Origin of the sequence: Vibrio atlanticus, assembly GCF_024347315.1 — a bacterium.
Classification (GTDB): Bacteria; Pseudomonadota; Gammaproteobacteria; order Enterobacterales; family Vibrionaceae; genus Vibrio; species Vibrio atlanticus.
Window position 1 is genome coordinate 1,483,756 of the sequence record NZ_AP025460.1, and the last position, 21,127, is coordinate 1,504,882.

The following is a 21,127-nucleotide window of genomic DNA, read 5'->3' on the forward strand; positions in this document are numbered from 1 at the left end:
ATCTCTGGCTAGCACTTGTCTTAAACGAATTATCTATCTGGCACGAGTCAGTACAAACAAGAGAACAAGCATGAACAATAATGATCTGGTCGCCAAACTGTGGAAACTGTGTGACAACCTACGTGATGGCGGTGTGTCTTATCAAAACTACGTAAACGAGTTGGCGTCGTTACTGTTTCTCAAAATGTGTGAAGAGACAGGGCAAGAAGATGACTTGTTACCAGAAGGGTTTCGCTGGGCAGATCTAAAAGCCAAGCTAGGCCAAGAGCAGCACCAGTTCTACCGTAACATGCTGGTTCAGCTTGGTGCTGATGACCATGCCATTGTTCGTGCGATTTTCCAAAACGTAAACACCACCATTACTCAACCTGCTCAATTGACCGAGTTGGTGGATAACATGGACAAACTAGAATGGTTTGACGACTCTGTTGATGGTGAAGGGCAAGGTAAATCACGTGATGACTTTGGTGACATGTATGAAGGCTTGCTACAAAAGAACGCGAACGAGACAAAATCGGGTGCGGGCCAGTACTTTACGCCACGTTCACTGATTAGCACCATCATCAAAGTGATGCAGCCTCAGCCGCGTGAAGTGATTCAAGATCCAGCCGCTGGTACCGCAGGCTTCTTAATTGAAGCGGATAAATACATCAAATCACACACTGGTGATTTAGAGTGGAAGGTCGTCAATGGCGAAAAAATTCGCATGGATGAGGACGACCAAGATTTCCAAATGAAACAAGCTTTCGTTGGATTAGAATTAGTGCCAGAAACACGCCGTTTAGCTCTGATGAACTGCCTACTGCACGATATTGAAGGCGATGCAGAAGAGGGCGCAATTCGCCTTGGCAACACGCTGGGCAGTGCAGGTGAAACGCTTCCACAAGCGAATGTGATTTTGACTAACCCTCCGTTTGGCAGCGCATCAAGTACCAATGTCACTCGTACCTTTGTTCACCCAACGGGTAACAAACAGCTCTGTTTTATGCAACATATCTATGATGCGCTAGAACCAGGCGGCCGTGCAGCGGTGGTAATCCCAGATAACGTGTTATTCGAAGGCGGTAAAGGTACCGATATTCGTCGTGATTTAATGGACAAATGTAACTTGCACACCATCTTGCGTTTGCCTACTGGTATTTTTTACGCCGCAGGGGTAAAGACTAACGTACTCTTTTTCCAAAAAGGCACGCCAGAGAACAAGAACCAAGATAAAGGCTGTACCAAGGAAACATGGGTATTCGATATGCGTACCAACATGAACACCTTTGGTAAACGCCGCCCGCTAACAGAAAAACACTTTGAAGCCTTTATCAATGTTTATGGCGCAGATAAAAACGGTCAGTCACCTCGTGAAGAGGGCGTTTATGAAACTCTGGGTGCAATCTACGCAGAAGGCGAAACAGTAGAAAGCCTGAGCGAGAAAGCGCACAAGGAAAATAGCCTCGAAAACGCGCGTTTCCGCAAATTCAGCCGTGAATACATTCGTGATCAGAAAGGTGACAGTCTAGAGATCTCTTGGCTTAAAGACCTAGAAGCGACCAGCGCAGAAAACCTGCCAGAGCCAGAAGTATTAGCAGGTGAGGCGATGGCAGAGCTCACAGAAGCTATGTCAGAGATTTACCAACTGATGCAAGCACTTGGCGCGAATGACGAAGCAGAGGGGCAAAAACAGTTACTTGAAGAAGCGTTTGGCTTGGCAGAAAAGCCGGAGGCAGAGTAATGAGAGAGTTGCCGAAGGGGTGGATTGAAACTGCGTTAGGGGATTTATGTACAAAAGTGACTGACGGTTCACATAATCCACCTAAAGCAAAAGACTCGGGTTTTCCGATGTTTAGTGCAAAGAATATTCAAGATGGGAAGTTACATTTTGACTTGGGTTCGCGGTTGATTTCTGAAGATGAGTTTATTACCGAAGATAAGCGTACCAGAATAGTTGAAGGGGATGTGTTGCTGACTATTGTTGGAGCATTGGGACGTGCAGCAGTTGTATCTACATCAGAGAAGTTTACTTTACAACGAAGCGTCGCGGTCTTGGGTGCACCTTTAATTTCGCCATATTTCTTAAAATATAATATTGAGAGCCCGAAGTTCCAACAACAAGTTATTGAAAATGCAAAAGGCACTGCGCAAAAAGGCATCTATCTAAAAAAGCTTCGTGAGCTTAATATCGTATTGCCCCCATTAGCCGAACAAAAACGCATTGTTGAAAAGCTCAATGAGGTATTGGCACAGGTGGACACCATCAAAGCCCGCCTAGATGGTATCCCAGATTTACTAAAACGCTTCCGCCAATCGGTACTCGCTTCTGCGGTGTCGGGGAAGTTGACGGAAGAGTGGCGAAAAGTAAATCGTGGTCAAAGTGTAGACTTATTGATCTCAGATATTGAGTCTGAAAGGAAAGATCTTAAGGCAGCAAAGAAGTTGAAGCCTAGTTTCGGTAAGCACGAGCCGATAACTTATCCAGAAACCAGTTTACCAAATAGTTGGTCGTGGGTTTGTTTCGACCAAATATCAGCCAATGTAAATAATGCTCTTAAAGCTGGACCATTTGGCTCTGCTCTAAAGAAAAGTGACTGCACGGACTCTGGTTACAGGGTTTATGGTCAAGAGCAGGTAATCGCCGGTGATGAAACATTAGTGTCTTATTACATCAATGAAGATAAATATACACAGTTAGAAGCTTGTTCAGTTAAATCTGGAGATATACTTATAAGTCTCGTTGGAACTATCGGTAAAGTTTTAATCCTGAGTGACAAAGTAGAACAAGGAATTATTAACCCACGGTTAGTAAAGCTGAGCTTAAATGAATCAATTCAACGTCAGTATGTGAAAGCATATCTAGACAGCCCTGTCGCAAAACAGTTTTTTAAGGGCTTTAGTCATGGAGGGACGATGGAGATCTTGAATTTAGGTATTTTGAGAAAGCTACCAATAGCATTGCCCCCAGTAGATGAACAAAAAGAAATCGTTCGTCTCGTCGGCCAATATTTCACTTTCGCTGACACCATTGAAGCGCAAGTGAAAAAAGCGCAGGTGAGGGTAGACAACCTAACCCAAAGCATCTTGGCAAAAGCCTTCCGAGGTGAGCTGGTGGATCAAGATCCAAACGATGAGCCAGCCGAAAAACTGCTAGAGCGCATTGCCGAGGCTCGTAAAGAGGCCGAAGCCCTAGCGAAGGCGGCCAAAAAAGCTGAGGCGGCAAAGAAGAAAGCAGAAAAGGCGGCCGCTAAAGGCTAATTGATAAATTTATAAGCACGCTGAATAGCGTGCTTTTTTGTATTTGATAAACAGAGTTGGCAAATGAAAACATACGAAAAATATTTGCAGGCGCTTAGTCATGCCGAAGGCTGGGTGACAGTTAATGAGTGGGCAAAATTGGTACAAGAGTATTTCCCAGATCTCGTTGAAGCAGCAGAAGAACAAGCTAAAAAACATGCTAAGCCTTCCAGTGGTCTGACTCAAATAGCGGGTCGGATTAGTTCCGAGTTTACAAACGAAGGAAGCATGAGTCAATTTGTTGATATTGATAATTCTTCAAAACCTCAAAAAGTGAGGTACAAAACTGATTGTAAGTCAGTGTCAGAACTTTCACTTAATCAAATCCTTTATGGCCCACCGGGTACAGGAAAAACCTACCACACCATTGAAGCCGCAGTTATGGCTATCGATCCTAGCTTTAGGGATGGATCGTCCGTTGATGGTTTATCTACAGATGATCGCCGAGTTGAGTTTAAAAAAAGATACGATGCGTTGGTGGCACAAAAACGCATTCGCTTTGTCACCTTTCACCAAAGCTACGGTTATGAAGAATTTGTTGAGGGGTTAAAAGCAAAAACAACGGAAGAAAAGTCAATTGAATATGTCGTTGAAAATGGTGTGTTTAAGGCAATAGTTGAAGATGCAAAAAGTAGTGACTTAAGAAAAGCGTTTGACGTTAATGCTGATGCAACAATATGGAAAATTTCAATCGATGGTACTGGTCAAAGTGAAGTATCAGACTATTGTTTAGCTAATGGTCTTGCAGCAATCGGTTGGGGAGAGGCTGGAGACCTCCTTTCTGAAGATTTAGATAGCAGCAATGAGTATTATCAAAAGCTTGGCCCTCAAGTGAAAAGCTCTCTGTTCGAGTTCTCTCAACGTGCGTCGGTAGGCGATCTAATTCTGTGTATTGGTAGCCAACGCACTGTTCAAGCGGTAGGGGTGATTACTGGAGGTTACCATTTTGAACAAGCAGGTACCTCAGAGTACGATCATTACTGTAATCAGTTACCAGTGAATTGGCTTGTAACCGATATTGATGTCGATTTTCATGAGTTGAATGGTGGTGTGAACTTTACACAAAAAACATTCTATGAACTTTGGCGATTCTCCGTTTCTGATGTGTTCGACTTATTGAAGAAGCAAGGGATTGATGTAAACCCTGTGAACTCAGAACGAGAAGTAGGAAACTATGTTTTAGTTATCGACGAAATCAACCGCGGCAATATCTCCAAGATATTTGGTGAGCTCATTACGCTTATAGAGCCAAGTAAACGGATGTCGTTTGATAAAAAAGGCGAAGATGAATCACTTAAAATCAAGCTGCCTCATAGTAAACCTCTGTTTTCAGTACCTGATAACTTGTACCTAATCGGCACCATGAATACCGCTGACCGCTCGTTAGCCATGATGGATACGGCACTGCGCCGTCGTTTCGACTTTGTGGAAATGATGCCAAAGCCCGAGCTTCTGAATGGTGTTGTTGTCAATGGTATTGACCTTGAGCGACTGCTTAAGGTGATCAATGAACGTATCGAGATTTTATACGACCGAGAACACACCCTTGGTCACGCCTTTTTTATGCCTGTCAAAAACAAGCTGGAAGATGAAGAGCAAAAACACTTGGCGTTTTCTGAGTTGGTTTCAGCATTTCAGAATAAGATCATTCCACTTCTAGAAGAATACTTTTTTGAAGACTGGGACAAGATCCGTCTAGTGTTAGCCGACAATCAAAAACCAGATGATTTGCAATTCGTTACTAAAAAATCGATGAATCAAAGCAGCCTAAAAGCGCTATTTGGCGACAAACATACGTTGGATCAATTTGGTGAAGACTATCAGCAGTATTCATTAAAAGAGAAAGATAACCAAGTATGGAAAAACGCTGACGCTTATATTGGTATTTACAACCCTAAAAGCGTGAAAGCAACCCAAACCAGTGATGTTCAGACCGATAGCACTGGATCAGAATCATCAGAAGTTAACGATAAAAAATGACCACTTCCATTGTTTTTGAATTTGGCTACTTAACGTGCGATGAACAAGCCGCGCAAGCAAATGATGACTACACGCTTATTTCAGCCAATGCGTTTCAATATTTAGAACGGCTCTGTTTAAATGAAAACAAAGGTAATGTAGGGCGTTTTTTAAAGCTGTGCAGCCGTTACGGCGACAAGTTGCTGCAAGTAAGAAACTACGTGGGCGTATTGTTTACGCCCAATGGTGAACACATTGAAGTATTACCCAAAGTAGCGAAAAAAACAGATAACTCACCAGAGGCCATCGACGAGTCGCGAAAACTCTTGCTGATGATGCTCAAACACCTCGGTGAATTTAGGCATATTGCCACTCAGTCGGCTAACGTTGATACCTTGAGAATGCCGCTGCTTGAAGTGTTTATTCAGCAGTTTTTGCACAGTGTTAACCAATTGGTGAAGCGCGGTTTACGCAGTGACTACGTAAAACAGCAAGACAACTTAGGCTTTAAAAAAGGCAAGTTATTGGTGGCCAAACAGGTGCGCTATAATTCAGTGAACAAACACAAATTTTATTGTGAGTTTGATGAGTTTTTGCAAGACAGACCTGCCAATCGGTTAATACGCGCCGCCTTAAAAAAAGTAGCGGCGTACACCCGAAGAAACCAAAGCCAAAGGTTACTTCGAGAGCTGGATTTTGCGTTTGATGACATACCCGCAAGTACCAATGTGAAGCAAGATTTTGCGCGTGTAAAACTAGACAGAGGCATGGACTATTACCAGTCACCGCTTGCATGGGCTAGGTTGATCCTTGAAGGTTTTTCACCTCTTAGCATGAAAGGTACGGCGAATGCGCAGTCTTTACTTTTCCCTATGGAGTCGGTGTTTGAAAGTTACGTCGCGTCGATATTACGCAGGAACTTAGCTGATGGCGTTACTCTTAGCACGCAAGTTAAGTCTGAATATTTGGTTCACCACAATGGTGATCGTCAGTTCCAACTTCGCCCTGATTTAGTGCTTACCAAATCAGATAATTTGAAAGTGATTTTAGACACCAAATGGAAGCTTATCAACCTAACCGCTTCTAATTACGGTATATCGCAGTCTGACATGTATCAAATGTTTGCCTACGGCCATAAATACCTAGGGGGAGAAGGGGATCTGTTTTTGATTTATCCTGCTCATGATGGTTTTGATAAGGCGGTTGAGTGCAGCTTTGACTTTGATAAAGAATCGCCACCTAAGCTTAGGTTATGGGTTGTCCCGTTTACTTTAAAATCTGAAAACGAGAATAGTGTTATTTGGCCAGAAGCATTTAAGTCTACAGCTAATGAGCTTATTGGTTCGCTAGCACAAAGGCTTAAGCATGAGAGCTATGCTTGATCATGTTAAGTTAGCGATTTTATTGGCAGTGTGAATGGTTTATATTTCCATAATATCTATGTGCTAAAGGAAAATGTTGCGCTGGTACAATGCGTTACATAAATGGGCACTTGGTCGAAAGTATATGAATTAAGGACAATTATGCCGGATATCTCCCTCCAACTTGAACTTGCCAGCACTGACGATATCCAACAGTTGCAGAGGTCGGCACTCAGCGCATTTGCAGACGATGTGGAAAAATACGGTGCGTTCCCGCCAAACATAGAATCAACAGAGTGGTTCCAAGCTGAGGTTAGTAAAGGCAACTTTTATAAAGTGCTGTACAACAGCGACTATGCTGGGGCAATTTGCGTAGAGTGTGGTGAGCAGAGCAGTATTGAGATCCGATATTTCTACATTGATGTTCAGTATCAAAATAAACATATTGGCTCTCAAGCCATGAGCCTTATTGAACACCAGTATTCGCATATCACAAACTGGACTTTGTTCACCCCTTATCAGTGGAATTGACTAATATTCCTCTGTAGACAGCAGTATACAACAATGAATAGCAATACCTTATACAACAATAATTTAGATTAATTATGTTTGTTCATGCTCGTTCGCTTTAGTCTATCGATATACAATTATTCTGCTACATATCCGCTACACAAAGGAAGAGTGTTATGGCGATTAAGCAGAAAATCACAGCTAATTCAATTAAGAACCTCAAGGTTGAACAGAAGCGATTGAATGATACTGAAATCAGTGGCTTTCATGCTCGGATCTCTCCTTTAGGTACGATTAAGTATTATCTGTACTTCCGTCTCAACGGGAAGCAGCGAAATTATCTCCTTGGTTCTGCTAATGCTTTAACTCCGGCGCAAGCAAGAGACTTAGCTAAAGAGAAAGTGGGTTTAGTTGCAAGTGGTGAAGATGTGCAAGAGGCCCGATATGAAGCTAAAAGGCAAGAGCAAAGAAGTAGCCTAACCCTAAAAAAATTTCTCGATGAACATTATGAGTCCTACCTAATAGCTATGAACCCTAAGACGGCTAAGCAGTCGTTTATGTGTATAACAAACAATTTTAAACATCTGGCGAATAAACCCTTAGCAGAGATCACTGCGTGGGATATTCAACAATGGGTTACTGAACGCAGGAACTTAGGGCGTGCTCCAGCAACGGTTTCGTACGCCTATAATCGCCTGAGAGCGGTTTTCAACCGTGCCGTTGAATGGAATTTTATTGATTCACATAATCTGAATAATGTAAAAATAACTAGGGAAGATAATAAGAGAGTTCGTTACCTTTCCTATCAAGAAGAAAAGTCACTATTGGACACTCTACATCATCGTAGTGAGCGTCTGAAAAATGATATCAAAAAGCGCTTTGGAGAAAGGGCGTCGACACAGTTTTCTGTACGTTATATCGATTATCTAGAGCCACTGGTTTTAATGGCGATGAATACTGGTATGAGGAAAGGTGAATTACTTTCTTTATGTTGGGAGCACGTCAATATGGAGGATCGTTATCTAACGGTACGTTCTGAAAATGCGAAGTCCAAAAACAAACGAACGATCCCTCTGAATAATACAGTTTTTGACATGCTTAACGTTTGGCGAGAGCAGAATCCAACTACGGAATTTGTTTTTGTTGTCAATAATAGGCCTTTGGAAACCTATCAATATCAGTGGGAGCAATTATTAAAAGAAGCAGGTATACAACATTTTCGCTTTCATGATTTGCGCCACCATTTTGCCAGTAAACTTGTTATGGCGGCAGTGGATTTAAACATCGTTCGTGAGCTACTTGGCCATGCTGATTTAAAGATGACCCTTAGGTATGCGCATTTAGCGCCTGAGCACCAAGCCAATGCGGTCAATTTGATTGGTTAGCAGCTGTATCCCGTCTTATTCCCATCTGGATCTTTTACCATGTTGTTATTTTCGGTTAGGTAACCCGATGAAACCAATAAACACGGGGCTTTGATGATTTGTTACCGCATGATTTGGTAATGGTTACTTTCGGTTAAGCTTTTATTAACCCATTGATTTTATTTATATCGTACCTAACCGAGAAATGACTCCCTTTGAGAGCGCGTTTTTTCATCGTTTAACCTAATAGGTATAACTCTAAACCTAATAGGTACAACCCTCTAACACTGCGAATTTATTTCTGCTTAGATGAACTCGAATCGACTAAGAGGAATAAAGAGATGAATTCAGAATTAACCCAAAAACGTGCTTACACCGAACAAGAGACTGCGACTTACATTGGTATGAGTCGTTCGTTTTTACGCCAATCAAGAATGGAAGGACATCGAAAGAATCGAACAGACGCCCCACCTTTTATTAAGATAGGGCGAGCGGTACGCTATCTAAAAGAAGATTTAGACCAGTGGCTAGAGAGTCACAGTAAATGCGAACAACTCTCTCACAGAGGGGGATATCATGATTAATTTGAGCAAAGAACAATTGACCCTTTTGGCTTGGATGAAAAGAGGACATACATTTGAAGTGTGCTCAGATTATTGCCCGAGAAATGGCGAGGTGATCCCAAAACACCGACTGCCTATTCGCCTCTTTAAAGAGAGTATAGAGAAGCTTTTCCAAGCCGGTTTGATAACTTATGTGAGCAACAAATCTTATGGACTTCGTTGGGATGTTTTCTCCTTGACTCAGAAAGGGAGTGAGCGAGTATGAATGTGTTAGATTTATCGTGCGTTGACCCTGATGACAGAGTTTTTGTCACTAAAAGGTTAGCATTGTTTCCATTTGAAATTCAGCGGATCTTACTCAATGAGTATTGTCGTCAGCCAACCAAGTTTGAACGAAATACTTATTTGCGAGTAACGTCGGACACACTCTCGAATCATTTATCTGTCCCGTTGGAGAAAGTGGGACTCAACCTTTCTGAAGAGGAGTTAAGGGTCAAAGCGAAACGCTTAGCGGCCTCGACGCTTGCATTACGACGCCAACATTTGAATGAATCCGTTTCCCTTGTTTATATTCGTCAGCTAGTCAAGCAACAAGGACTTCCCGTTAAAGCAGATTTGTATTCACACTCCGGTGAGCTCGCCCGTTACAGTGACCCCAAATGGTGGCTTAGAAAGCTCAGAAAGGCGTTAAGACGTAATATAGAAACTGTTTTGCACCATCTTAACCAAATCAATAAGAAAACAAGCCTGTATTGCTCCTATCCGACATTAATCGCAAGAAGGAACCAAAGAGCCTATCAGAACGCTTATTTAGAAAATACCGTTGCTGTTAATGAGCTAGGGCAACGCTTTTCGTTGCTTGAATTAGCACAAAAGGGTGTCTCTGATCCGAAGATACGTAAAGCTGAATTAATGGTTAGAGCAAGGGGATTTGAAGACCTTGCTCAAGAACTTAACCATGTAGCAACTTTTCTAACTCTTACTTGCCCTTCGAAGTATCACCGAAGCTATTCAGCTTCGGGTCATGCCAATCCAAAATGGGGAGGCTTTACCCCGCTAGACGGTCACTCTTACTTAAATAAGGTCTGGCAATTAATACGTTCAAAACTGAATCGTTTAGGGATCCGTTTTTACGGTTTCCGTGTAGCAGAGCCACAACATGACGGCACGCCACATTGGCATTTATTATTGTTTGTGGAGCCGGAATCTTATCGTCAAATGATAGAGGTAATGCAGGACTATGCGTTACGAGAAGATAGTAAAGAAAAAGGCGCGACTGAGCACCGATTTACTGAAATCAAGATAGATCCATCAAAGGGCTCCGCTACGGGTTATATCGCTAAGTACATTTCAAAGAACATTGATGGAACTGATCTTGATAAAGGTGTTTACGAAGAAGACCCTCAAGACGCGGCCGCCAGAGTTGATGCGTGGGCGGCCTGTTGGGGCATACGTCAATTTCAACAACTGGGAGGCTGTTCTGTGACAGTGTGGCGTGAGTTGAGACGCCTAAAAGAAAGACAAGGTTTACCGTTACTTGCTCAAGGGATTTTAAAAGCGGCGGACAAAGGTGATTGGAAGCGGTTTACTGAGATGATGGGTGGTGTGTTCAGTCTGCGTAAGAATCAGGTCTGTAAGCCTTACTACGCTCTTTCTTTTGATTTAACTACTGGAGTAATCAAAAGTAGTTTATATGACGAAAATGAAATGGTGAGAGTGTTGAAAGGAGTCATGATTGCGGGGCGTGAAATCATCACGCGAACATTTCAGTGGCGATTGGAATCAACTCCCCGTTATGCTTTTTAACTTGGAGTTCTGTGAATAAGTGTACGCGAGGACTAACGCTTTTCTCTAAATATAAATTATTAATTATTAATTTTAGGCCATTCGATAAAGACTGATACGTTCGACACTCTTTGTTTAACATCAGAGGGTAGGCAACAAATTAATGGAAACGAGTAAAGGATTGACGAGAGAGCAAATAAGGTGTTTTCGCCGAGATGGTTATTTAGGACCATTACCGAGGTTCGCAAATGTCGAATTAATTCAAGATGTTTTAACGGAAGTTAGGGAGATAGCTCAAAGCCCAGAGCCGCATCCCCTGTATGGTCGTTATTCTGTCCGGGATTGGCATTTAGTATCGACGAAAATTAAAGAGTTGCTCACAGATTCAGCTTTGATCCCAAAGCTACAGACTCTGATTGGAGACGATTTAGCTCTTTGGCGCTCAAAAATTTTTCACAAGAAATCTGGAGAAAACGGTACAGGTTGGCACCAAGAGTGGGGAGAATTTGATGGTGAAGAAATTGGCAATAATAAGCCTAGTTTAAGGCCTAAACATGAAAGGCGGGATCGTTGGTGGAATTTAACTGTTTGGGTAGCCCTTACTGATGTTGAGCTTGATTGCGCTCCGTTGCGTTTCATTCGTGGTTCACATAAAAAACAATATCCTAAAACCATGGTTCCAATGACGGAATCTGAGTTTTGGCATGATCCATTTATTGACTGTAAAACAATCGAAGATGTTGTCGAAAGGGCGAATAATCACACACTAGTATTGGACGTTGATACCAGTGGGCTTTTTGAAAATTATCAAATTAGTGGGAAATCATTCGAGGATGTTAAAACCTATGTTAGAGCTGAACTTGCAAAATTACCTGCAAAAAAAACATTGGGTGTAGACGAGAGCGAAGAAGATATAGTGACGATCCCTATGAAAAAAGGGGAATTTGTTATTTTCACGGAAAGAACCATGCATGGTTCTCTTCCTAATACATCTTCTAATGACCGGTTTGGCATTAATTTTAGAGTAACGGCAACGGATACGGAAATTTATCCATTTCGATATTTAGGCGACTTTATTGATGGCTCAAACATAGATATCACAAGACATTCGAGCTTACTGCTCTGTGGTAAGGATCTGTCTAACGCACGTAACAGTTATACGTGAGAAGGGAGGTTAGAAAGTGATTATCAGCAAACAAATGCATGACATGAATATTCTGAATGATGCTTCTGCCTTACTTGGGTGTTCGACTTCTAAAGAGCTCTATCAAAAATTAAGAGCCTTAATAGAGCGACACGAGACTGTGAGAGTGAAGACAGGAATAAACCTTGTGGCAGCAGAAGGCCCTATGAGTTTACAAGGGCTTTGTTGCGTAATTAAATTTAAAGATAGAACTACCCCGTTTCGCGTATTTCTTAATCAATACGACAAGTTTCAGGCATACCTAACCCAGTAAGCTTGTTCAACGCTTTTATCATCGCGTAAGTTTCACCCACCTGGGCATTGTAATTTCTTAAGCTCAGTTTCCCTCCTAGCAACTGTTTAACTCGATACATCGCTGTTTCTGAGAGTGAACGTTTGTGGTATCCATACCGCTCTTTCCAATACTTATTTGAGCCGTATAATTTCTGGCAACCCACGGCGAGATTTCGAGAGTGACCACGCTCCCAGAAGGCTGCCCCTTCTCTTGGGGGAATAAGCGCAATAGCTCCCTTAATCTTAATAGCAGCGTGACACGCTCTCGTGTCGTAAGCGCCATCACCAGACACCTCAAGGATACTTCGGCGTGTTTGTTTCAGTAAGTTCGGGAGTACTTCTCCATCTGTAACCGTCGATAAACTTAGCTCAGCGGCAATGATCTCATGAGTGTTGGTATCGACGGCAATATGAAGCTTTCGCCAGACTCTACGCTTGCCATCCGTCCCATGTTTTTTGACTTTCCATTCACCTTCGCCATAAACCTTAAGGCCAGTAGCATCAATAGCTAGGTGCTGTATCGCTCCTCTCGTTTTAGTCTTAAATGAAACCTCAACTTGCTTGGCTCTACGACTGATGCAGGTGTAATGCGGACAACTTAACGGTACATGGGCTAACCTAAATATCGAGTCGATAAATCCTTGCAGCGCTCTCAATGGCATAGAAAAAACTCGTTTCACCATGAGTGCTGTCGTGATAGCTAAATCACTGAACCGACGCGGCCTCCCGCGCTTATTCTGTTTGCTTTGCGCCCAGCCGCTTATCGCCTCTTCATCAATCCAAAAGGTCAGAGAGCCACGGTTAATGAGTGATTGATTGTATTGCTTCCAGTTGGTTGTTTTATAACGAGGTTTAGGCATAGGGCTACGAGAGGGAGTGAATGTAGCTGATCAGATCGTAGGTTCTGGATTTAGTTCCACTGAATTACGCAACAAAGCCGTTTACAAGCTCGGGGACTACTAAGTTGTGACTTGGGGTCTAGAGCCTCAGGCGGTTCTATTGGACGAAATAACCGCTTTTTTACGGGGCTTGATCAAGCTGATGAAATAGAGGCACTTTGCATAGTATTACTTAAGGAATTATTTGAATGCAATCATGCAGACCCTAGGCTTTTAGGAGGGCTTCATGCTAATACGGTTGTCTATGCAGTTCTCAAAAACCATTTCAACGTATCAGATATGTCCACCCTCAATACATTTTATGGTGGTAACTCAAGTAACCATAGTTTAGGCCCCCCGGGGATCTTGAACTATTCCATTTCAGATCTTCCTGTGGATCCGAATACCCTCGAAATTGACTTAAACGCCTTTGAATACATGGCTAAGTTTAGACAACCGAAATTAGTGAGTTTAGGATCAGGTCTCAACCTTTTTCCCTTTCCTGTAAAAGAGATAAAAGACATTATTTCTCGTTGGGGAGGGATGTTACTTTTTGATGGCTCACACCAAGCAGGGTTAATTGCTGGTGGAGTTTATCCAAACCCTCTGTCTTTGGGAGCTGATATCTACACTGCATCGACAGGAAAGACGTTTAGTGGCCCTCAGGGAGGAGTAATTTGTTGGAATTCGGAAAAGTTTTCTTCTCCAATTAGCACGACTATATTCCCAAAGCTAACTGGTTCACATCAACTTAATCGAATTGCTGCCCTGACGGTCTCATGCTTAGAATTAAAGGAATATGGCCTTGAATATATGGCTCAAGGGATACTTAATGCAAGGCAACTTGCTAGTAATTTACAGGCGCACGGGTTGGAGGTGCTCTGTTCTGATGAAGGCTTTACTGAAACTCATCAAGTTGTTGTGAAATGGACTCGAGAAGAAGGTGCGCGTTTAGCATGCTACCGTTTAGCTGATGTTGGGGTTTTTGCTAATGCAGTCCCACTTCCTGAAGATAGAGAGTTGTTATCTGGGATACGTTTTGGTGCAACAGAAATTACTCGATTAGGGATTACACAAAGTCAAATAGTTGTTTTAGCTGAGGTAATCGCAGGCGTTCTACAAGGTAATTACAATTTGAAGGAGGCGCGTAATGTAGTAAGTGAGTTAGCCTCAACATTTTCTGGCTTTAAATATAGCTTGGAGGGTGGACGATGATTTCAATTACAGAACTGTTTACCTACTTATTTGTTACATTGCTATATGCGTTTATGCCCGGTCCTGCAATGCTTTACAGTATTGCTCAAGCTGTGTCAGGAGGGAAGAAAGTAGGAATTATGGCGGCTTTTGGCCTTCATATAGGAGGTTATTTTCATGTAATTTTAGCTGTATTAGGTTTGTCTTCTGTGCTTTTAGCTAATCCTTCTCTCTATTCTGCCATTCAAAAGCTAGGAGCTCTCTATCTTGTTTGGTTGGGTTTCCAACGTATCTATCTATCAAAAAAATTACGTATTACTTCTTGCGAAAGCAGTCTTACCTCTCCTAAAAGAACGTTTATTGATAGTGTCATTGTAGATATTCTGAACCCTAAAGCAGCAATTTTCTATCTTGCTTTTCTCCCACAGTTTGTGAATGAAGCAGGAAGTGTTGCTGTTTGGCTCCAACTGCTTATTTTGGGAGTTGTTACGAATTTATTGTTTAGTAGTGCTGATCTGTTAAGTGTTTTGATGGCGAGTCATCTACAGAAAAAGTTTCAAGCAAGAAGTAATTGGGTTGATTTTTTCTCAAGGTGGTCTGGTAGTATTTTTATACTGTTAGGTGTTATGGTCTTGGTAAACTCCTCGTACAATTAGGGGAGGGACATACTTCTCGGATTTTTAATTCAAGTTGAGCTTTATGTTTACGATGCAATGACTTAGGTTAGACGGTAGTGTTACTCGTTACTTAATTCGGAGTTAGCTGCCACTCATGTTGTGAGGAGGAGTAATAAATGGAATATCCACTTATAGGAGCATGTCAGTGCGGGCAAGTGACCTATGACTTGTATGAAAAACCACTAATGGTCTTTGCTTGTCACTGTACAGAGTGCCAAAAACTGTCTACCAGCCCATTTAGCATTACAGCAGTTGTCGATGCCGAGAAAATAGAGTTTTCTGGTCAACTGAAAACTTGGGAACGTTTAGCTGATAGTGGCAATCGTAATTGCGCGATGTTCTGTCCAAATTGTGGAAACAGAATTTACCATTTCAATCCAGATGCACCGCAAACGGTTAAATTAAAGCTAAAACCAACTGATATGTCGGCAGCTGATATTTTCGAACCTCAAGCACATGTTTGGGTTAGTGAAAAACTAGATTGGTACCAAATACCAACTAATGTAAAGGTTTTCCCTGAGCAGCCGGGCTAGCGGTGAGCAAGTGTTTAAGATATTAAAATACTTATTCTAATCTATTGAGGTTTAGGGAGTTTCATTGAATTAACTTACTTTTGGCCAGAACTTTCATAGGTTGAATCTTTATCTGTGGCACTTTCTAACTCGAAAGTGCCCTTTTGTTTCTTAGGTTTGTTTTTTGTACGACATTCAGTTTAATGTTTGACTTACTTTTCCTTATGGCGAAGCTTTAGTTATGTAACTCAATTTGCTCATCTACTACATTTTAGAAGCTAGCTATGAATTGCGGCTGATAAAGTCAAAAGCTCACAAGAACTAAAATAGTAGATAGCTGTAGTTTAATGCTCAATTCATAGATAAGTTACTGTTGTATAGCATAAAATCTATGTGATTTTGTGTTGGCTATATGCTATAGATATCATTTGGGATACGATATCAATCATTCATAAAGTGCTGCATCATATGACAAAACTGATCACTTCTCTAATACGTCGACTTTCTGATGGACTTAATCGCGTCATCTTGTTGCTCGAAAGAAGACAAAATAGCCCAACTCAACGCTCGAAATTTGTAGATCTTGCTCCAACAGATGAGGCAGATGAAAAAGGGATATACGCAGAAGCGATAGAGTTCGCAATGAATAGTCCGAAAGTCTTCAATATCGCCATAACAGGCCCCTACGGCTCGGGAAAAAGTAGCATAATCCAATCATTTCTTAAAAGATATAAGCGAGATGCACTACAGATATCACTAGCGACTTTTATTTCTGAAACTGATGAAAAAGGAGTTAGTGCAAACCGTCAGGAGATCGAGAGAAGTATTCTACAACAAATGCTCTATGGTGCTGATGCAAATAAACTTCCATTATCTAGATTTAAGAGGATACAATCTCCTGATGTAACTTCAATTATTAAATCTCTATTCATCACGCTTGGTATCCTATCGGTTACGTATGTCTTTAATTTTCAAGAAAACATAGTCAATGGTGATTACTTTACTCCATTTTCTCTTGAAAATTGGTTTAACTTAGGCGTTTTTTCTTTTTCAATCGTATTTGCATGGGTAGTATTACACCATTTTTATGTCGCGAGTTTTGGTTTATCACTCAAAGGTATTTCACTAAAAGATGTCGAAATAAAACCAGCAAATGATGACGAAACCTCAATATTGAACAGGCACCTTGATGAGATAATATATTTCTTTCAAAGAACCAATTACGATCTGGTTATTATCGAGGACCTTGACCGATTTAACAATGCTGATATTTTTGTAACCTTACGTGAAATAAATAGCTTAGTAAATGCCAACTCGGGAGTTAAAAGGCACATTAGGTTTCTCTATGCACTACGAGACGATATGTTCGTCAGCACTGAGCGGACTAAGTTTTTTGAGTTTATTATACCTGTTATCCCAATCATTAATACATCTAACTCTATAGACATGGTTCTAGCTCAAGGGCAGCGATTATCACTTGATGTAGGTCTCGATAGACAGTTTCTTCGTGAAGTATCTCGGTATCTAAATGACCTACGATTGATTCAAAATATCTTCAATGAATACAAAATTTATGTAGCTAATTTAGAAACTGACGGTGAAAACCTTCTCGATACTAATAAGCTCTTAGCAGTTTTGATATACAAAAATGTCTACCCAAAAGACTTTGAGCAACTCCACCGTGGCTTGGGCACTTTAGCCAAAATACTAGACCTCCGAGACAAGCTAGTTGAAGATGGAGAAAGAAAACATAGAAATGAAATTATGCGACTTGAAAAGACGCTTGAAGCAGGAGAGCGTCAAGTTCCCGGAGATCTAAAAGAACTACGTAATATATATGCTATGGCTTTATTAGAAAAGCTACCATCCAATACATTATCTATAAATGTCAATCAAAACTATGCACAGTTCGTTGAAGTTTTTAATTTATCTTCGAGTGAGAACTTTGATGAGTTTATTGAATCAAAGGTTATTTACTACAAATCTTCGAATAATAACTACGTACCGTCAATAAATGTGAGTAACCTACAGAATGAAGTAAACTCTATAAAGAGCTATCAACAACGTAGAGAAGAAATAGAGGCTAAGGCAGAAGAGAACAAAACCAAAATTCTAAGTAAAATTCGCGACTTGCGACCAAAGATTGCTTCAATTCGTACAGCTAAACTCAACGAGTTACTACGTGTCGACTTTGATCACGAACAAGACTTGTTCGAAGGCTTCGGCGACAACGGGGAACTAGCACGGTTTTTAATACTAGAGGGCTACTTGGATGATACGTACTATCAATACACATCACTTTTTCATTCAGGGCGAATGTCTCCAAATGACAATAAGTTTCTTATTCAAATACGTGCATTTATAACGCCTGAACCAGATTTCCTTATAGACAATCCACATGAAGTCATAGCTGCGATGAGAAGCGAAGATTTTCAACAAAGCTATGTCTTAAATGTTGTGCTCGTAGATAGCTTTTTGAGCAATCTGATTCGCTACCAAAGTCAAGTTCAGAAGCTGTTAGATCATGTTATGTCAGATTTTGAACGTTGTGAAGAGTTCCTAGATACCTATTACTCTAGTGGGATTTACGTTAAGCAACTTCTTACTGAGTTAGCGACTAAGTGGGGTCGCTTGATACCAGCTATGCTCTCAAGTCCCAATAGCAAAGAGCATGTAATGAAACTGATATCGAATATACCGACAACAACGCTTAGGTCGCATTCTAGGGATTTCGAAGAATTACCTGTATTTGTGTCAAACAACCTATCTGAAATTTTGTTGAATTTACCTGAACTAGAGCCGGAACGTCTCACATGCTTAAACTTTGAAGTCAAAGAGCTTTCGACGATCCATCAGCACTCCGACATAGTTAATGCATTATTCGAGGAAGGTCTTTTCGCGCTTACGATGGAAAACATAGAGTTCATTTTTGAAGTAATTCTTATCTTTGATGATCGTGAATCTCTATATAAAAACAACTACACAGCAATACGAGCAACAGAAAACAAAGTCCTGAATCAAAAGATTGAGGAGAACTTTGCTTACTATTTACAAGACATCCTTTTGCCTCTCAAAACTAACACGGAAGAAGATTCTTCGGCCATTCAAAGTGTTCTTACTCATGATGACCTTGAGCTAAGTGTGCTTAGGGCCTTCATCGAACAGCAGGCAACCAAATTACAGACTCTAGACCACATCCCAGAAAGGATGTACTGTCCTCTATTCGAATCGAACAAAATACAACCAAGCTGGAAAAATTGCCTTTCTTTCATGGAAAGTCCGGTTTTTTCAGAAGATGCCCTAACGACATTTCTAGATAGAGATGATGTTCGTACTGTCATTCTGAAGCAACCCATCCCACGTGATGAAGAATCGCAAAGCCTGCGCTCATTCATTCTTAAGGCGAACTCGCTTACAAATGCAAGTTATAGCGATTATATTCAGGTTTTACCTAGTATCTATAAAACATTTCCAAGTAGCCTCGAGCCTGGAAAGATTAGGATATTGATAGATCAGAAGAAAGTTAAGTTCTCAGAAGATAATTTTGATTCAATTTATGAGCACAGAGAGCTACAAATCCATTTTATAGCATCTTACATCGATGAATATCTAGCAGAAAATGATGAGTTTTTGCTGAATGATGATTACTTAGAAAGTCTACTCGAAACGGAAATTCCCATTACATCAAAGTTGAAAGTCATAGAGCAGATGGATTTATCCTCTCTTTTTGACAACCGCTCACGATCTGCTCTAATAGCTAATATAATCGCTGAAAGTGATTCAAATCCAAAAAATGTCAATGAAGATTCGGCACGTGATTTAATAATCAACGCCTCGCCTATTGAAACCCAGATATTGATGTTAAACAAATACCATACTCTGGTTTCAGATGATGACGTTCGTTACATATTGACAAAACTTCCAGATCCATATTGTGAAATAAAAACTGGGTATAGCTCGCCGCGACTGATAGACAACCAACAGAATCAAGAGTTAGTTAGATGGCTTGAATCTAGGAGAATTATTTCAACTTGGAAAAAGGATACAATATTTGATAATAAAATTAAGGTGAATCTCTTCAGGCGTTAAATTGATTTTTGAAGCGCATTGGTACGTGCTCTAGGCAATTGTTTGGAGACAGAGTTATAGGCGAGATGTAACAATACTCATGGTTACCTATTATCATTTTTGATCTTTTCCATTCACGCTGGACACTAAATCAATGAGTTTCCATACCTGTGCTTACCCATTAATTTCTAATTTAGCAAAGTCACTAATACAGAAATGTGGCAGAAACAGTTTGTGGGAAGTTCAAGTCTGTAGAGCCATAAAGCTACATATTTGCTATATAAAATATATTTTTAGATTTGATTTTTTATTAAGCAACTGAAATAAAAGTGATATTTAACTTTTTAATTCCCCCTTAACAGTCATACAGAAACCACCATTTCTACGAAAAGTTAGGCTATATCAAAGTCGGTGAAGTTCAGCCAGACCAATCAGATGATTTCAAGTTGTTTGAATATTCAAAGAGCCATTTAAGTTGAAATAGCGGCATAACAAACGTACACGGCATCTATAACTGATGATTGCTGCTCAATTAGATGTTTTGGTATAGGGAAAATTCAGCTAAGGGAATTAGATGAGTGAAAAAGTGAAAGTAGCTCTGAAGTGGCTCAAAGAGCTCTTGGATGCCGAGGGTGTTGAGTACCAAATTGTCGGAGGGCTAGCTGCAACGATACATGGTGGTAGTCGTGAAATCGCAGACATAGACCTTTATATCCACAACTTTGACGCAAACAAGGTTTTGGCTCGCGTATCGCAATTCATATCTAAGCCGTTAATTCACTATGCAGAATACGGTTGGGATCTCGAGTATTTCCAGTTAGTTTACCAAGACCAAAAAATTGAAATTGGTTTATCTCATAATACGAAGATACAGTCGGCTCTAGATGGGGCTTGGCATCAACTCGAAATCGATTTTTCAGAGTCAGTCATTAAAAGCTATCTCGGTATCGAATTGCCAGTAATCCCAGTTCATCATTTAGTAGAGTACAAGCGAATATTAGGTAGGGAAGTCGATCTAATTGACATACAAGAACTGACGTTAGCCATTTAATCCGAGGTTGTGTGCATAAGGAAATGAGTATGAATTACGATGAGTTTAACCATTTTTGCGGGACATTTACTGGGACGAGTCATGTCGTTCAATGGGGCAATTCAGATGTCTGGAAGGTGGGTGGTAAAGTCTTTGCCATTGGCGGTTGGAGTGATGGCAAAAAAGCGGCATTCACTTTTAAGACATCCAACTTAAATTATGATTTTCTCAGTGAATGTGAGGGTTATAAACCGGCTCCGTACTTTGCTAACCGTGGGATGAAATGGATACAGCAAGTTGAAACTTCCGGTCAATTAGACGATGACCTAAAGTATTACTTGTCTGAGTCTTATCGTATTGTTGCTAGTGGTTTAAGTAAACGTAAACAACGAGAGTTGGGCATAGAACACCTATCTGAACCACGCACGTAAATGCTTCAAGGCAGATTTCGCAGTTGACGTAATACTTTT

General features: G+C 40.9%; 16 protein-coding genes. 15 read left to right on the forward strand and 1 reads right to left on the reverse strand.

The window, feature by feature from the left end; translation table 11 throughout:
* Positions 1-70: 70 nt before the first annotated feature.
* From OCV30_RS06630 to OCV30_RS06670, 9 genes are all read left to right on the forward strand, one after another.
* Entirely contained in the window at positions 71-1,723 is a 1,653-nt protein-coding gene (locus tag OCV30_RS06630; protein ID WP_065679460.1) for an N-6 DNA methylase, read from the forward strand.
* Positions 1,723-3,240: a restriction endonuclease subunit S gene (locus OCV30_RS06635; protein WP_065679459.1), complete on the forward strand. Its 1,518-nt coding sequence runs from the start codon at positions 1,723-1,725 to the stop codon at positions 3,238-3,240. Before OCV30_RS06630 ends, OCV30_RS06635 begins: the two co-directional genes overlap by 1 nt.
* 63 nt (positions 3,241-3,303) lie before the next feature.
* On the forward strand, positions 3,304-5,259 hold the full coding sequence (locus OCV30_RS06640) for an AAA family ATPase (RefSeq protein ID WP_065679458.1): 1,956 nt from the start codon (positions 3,304-3,306) through the stop codon (positions 5,257-5,259).
* The gene (locus tag OCV30_RS06645) at positions 5,256-6,620 is read left to right on the forward strand and encodes an McrC family protein (protein ID WP_065679457.1); all 1,365 of its coding nucleotides are present in this window, start codon (positions 5,256-5,258) and stop codon (positions 6,618-6,620) included. Before OCV30_RS06640 ends, OCV30_RS06645 begins: the two co-directional genes overlap by 4 nt.
* A 141-nt stretch (positions 6,621-6,761) precedes the next feature.
* The gene (locus tag OCV30_RS06650; RefSeq protein WP_244499041.1) at positions 6,762-7,130 is read left to right on the forward strand and encodes a GNAT family N-acetyltransferase; all 369 of its coding nucleotides are present in this window, start codon (positions 6,762-6,764) and stop codon (positions 7,128-7,130) included.
* Between the two features lie 155 nt (positions 7,131-7,285).
* A complete protein-coding gene (locus OCV30_RS06655) occupies positions 7,286-8,494 on the forward strand; it encodes a site-specific integrase (protein ID WP_065679456.1) in 1,209 nt (402 codons plus the stop codon).
* 320 nt (positions 8,495-8,814) lie between these two features.
* Positions 8,815-9,057 carry a helix-turn-helix transcriptional regulator gene (locus OCV30_RS06660; protein WP_065679455.1) on the forward strand — a complete coding sequence of 81 codons (243 nt, stop codon included), beginning with the start codon at positions 8,815-8,817 and terminating at the stop codon, positions 9,055-9,057.
* 240 nt (positions 9,058-9,297) lie between these two features.
* A complete protein-coding gene (locus tag OCV30_RS06665) occupies positions 9,298-10,842 on the forward strand; it encodes a replication endonuclease (protein WP_065679453.1) in 1,545 nt (514 codons plus the stop codon).
* Positions 10,843-10,984: 142 nt separating this feature from the next.
* Complete coding sequence (locus tag OCV30_RS06670) at positions 10,985-11,986, forward strand: phytanoyl-CoA dioxygenase family protein (RefSeq protein WP_065679452.1); 1,002 nt, start codon at positions 10,985-10,987, stop codon at positions 11,984-11,986.
* A gap of 251 nt (positions 11,987-12,237) precedes the next feature.
* On the opposite strand, the gene OCV30_RS06675 is transcribed toward OCV30_RS06670, so the two are convergent.
* Positions 12,238-13,158: an IS5 family transposase gene (locus OCV30_RS06675; protein WP_065680243.1), complete on the reverse strand. Its 921-nt coding sequence runs from the start codon at positions 13,156-13,158 to the stop codon at positions 12,238-12,240.
* A gap of 111 nt (positions 13,159-13,269) precedes the next feature.
* Between OCV30_RS06675 and OCV30_RS06680 the strand changes: the two genes are divergently transcribed.
* The 6 genes from OCV30_RS06680 (at position 13,270) to OCV30_RS06705 (ending at position 21,088) form a co-directional block, all read left to right on the forward strand.
* Positions 13,270-14,391, forward strand: a complete 1,122-nt coding sequence (locus OCV30_RS06680; protein WP_244499054.1) for a serine hydroxymethyltransferase — start codon at positions 13,270-13,272, stop codon at positions 14,389-14,391.
* Positions 14,388-15,026 (forward strand): LysE family translocator, encoded by a 639-nt coding sequence (locus OCV30_RS06685; RefSeq protein WP_065679882.1) that lies wholly within the window; start codon positions 14,388-14,390, stop codon positions 15,024-15,026. The genes OCV30_RS06680 and OCV30_RS06685 overlap by 4 nt, the downstream gene beginning before the upstream one ends.
* A 137-nt stretch (positions 15,027-15,163) precedes the next feature.
* Positions 15,164-15,580: a GFA family protein gene (locus OCV30_RS06690; RefSeq protein ID WP_017102639.1), complete on the forward strand. Its 417-nt coding sequence runs from the start codon at positions 15,164-15,166 to the stop codon at positions 15,578-15,580.
* A gap of 447 nt (positions 15,581-16,027) precedes the next feature.
* Positions 16,028-19,648, forward strand: coding sequence for a YobI family P-loop NTPase (locus tag OCV30_RS06695; protein WP_065679881.1), 3,621 nt, complete (start codon positions 16,028-16,030; stop codon positions 19,646-19,648).
* Between the two features lie 553 nt (positions 19,649-20,201).
* Entirely contained in the window at positions 20,202-20,678 is a 477-nt protein-coding gene (locus tag OCV30_RS06700) for a MazG-related protein (protein WP_065679880.1), read from the forward strand.
* A gap of 29 nt (positions 20,679-20,707) precedes the next feature.
* Positions 20,708-21,088 carry an MmcQ/YjbR family DNA-binding protein gene (locus tag OCV30_RS06705; protein WP_065679879.1) on the forward strand — a complete coding sequence of 127 codons (381 nt, stop codon included), beginning with the start codon at positions 20,708-20,710 and terminating at the stop codon, positions 21,086-21,088.
* Positions 21,089-21,127: the final 39 nt, after the last annotated feature.

Bases quoted from the DNA above. Each gene is read 5' to 3' on its own strand.
- OCV30_RS06630 (WP_065679460.1), top strand. From the start codon at position 71: ATGAACAATAATGATCTGGTCGCCAAACTGTGGAAACTGTGTGACAAC.
- OCV30_RS06635 (WP_065679459.1), top strand. From the start codon at position 1,723: ATGAGAGAGTTGCCGAAGGGGTGGATTGAAACTGCGTTAGGGGATTTA.
- OCV30_RS06640 (WP_065679458.1), top strand. From the start codon at position 3,304: ATGAAAACATACGAAAAATATTTGCAGGCGCTTAGTCATGCCGAAGGC.
- OCV30_RS06645 (WP_065679457.1), top strand. From the start codon at position 5,256: ATGACCACTTCCATTGTTTTTGAATTTGGCTACTTAACGTGCGATGAA.
- OCV30_RS06650 (WP_244499041.1), top strand. From the start codon at position 6,762: ATGCCGGATATCTCCCTCCAACTTGAACTTGCCAGCACTGACGATATC.
- OCV30_RS06655 (WP_065679456.1), top strand. From the start codon at position 7,286: ATGGCGATTAAGCAGAAAATCACAGCTAATTCAATTAAGAACCTCAAG.
- OCV30_RS06660 (WP_065679455.1), top strand. From the start codon at position 8,815: ATGAATTCAGAATTAACCCAAAAACGTGCTTACACCGAACAAGAGACT.
- OCV30_RS06665 (WP_065679453.1), top strand. From the start codon at position 9,298: ATGAATGTGTTAGATTTATCGTGCGTTGACCCTGATGACAGAGTTTTT.
- OCV30_RS06670 (WP_065679452.1), top strand. From the start codon at position 10,985: ATGGAAACGAGTAAAGGATTGACGAGAGAGCAAATAAGGTGTTTTCGC.
- OCV30_RS06675 (WP_065680243.1), bottom strand. From the start codon at position 13,158: ATGCCTAAACCTCGTTATAAAACAACCAACTGGAAGCAATACAATCAA.
- OCV30_RS06685 (WP_065679882.1), top strand. From the start codon at position 14,388: ATGATTTCAATTACAGAACTGTTTACCTACTTATTTGTTACATTGCTA.
- OCV30_RS06690 (WP_017102639.1), top strand. From the start codon at position 15,164: ATGGAATATCCACTTATAGGAGCATGTCAGTGCGGGCAAGTGACCTAT.
- OCV30_RS06695 (WP_065679881.1), top strand. From the start codon at position 16,028: ATGACAAAACTGATCACTTCTCTAATACGTCGACTTTCTGATGGACTT.
- OCV30_RS06700 (WP_065679880.1), top strand. From the start codon at position 20,202: ATGAGTGAAAAAGTGAAAGTAGCTCTGAAGTGGCTCAAAGAGCTCTTG.
- OCV30_RS06705 (WP_065679879.1), top strand. From the start codon at position 20,708: ATGAATTACGATGAGTTTAACCATTTTTGCGGGACATTTACTGGGACG.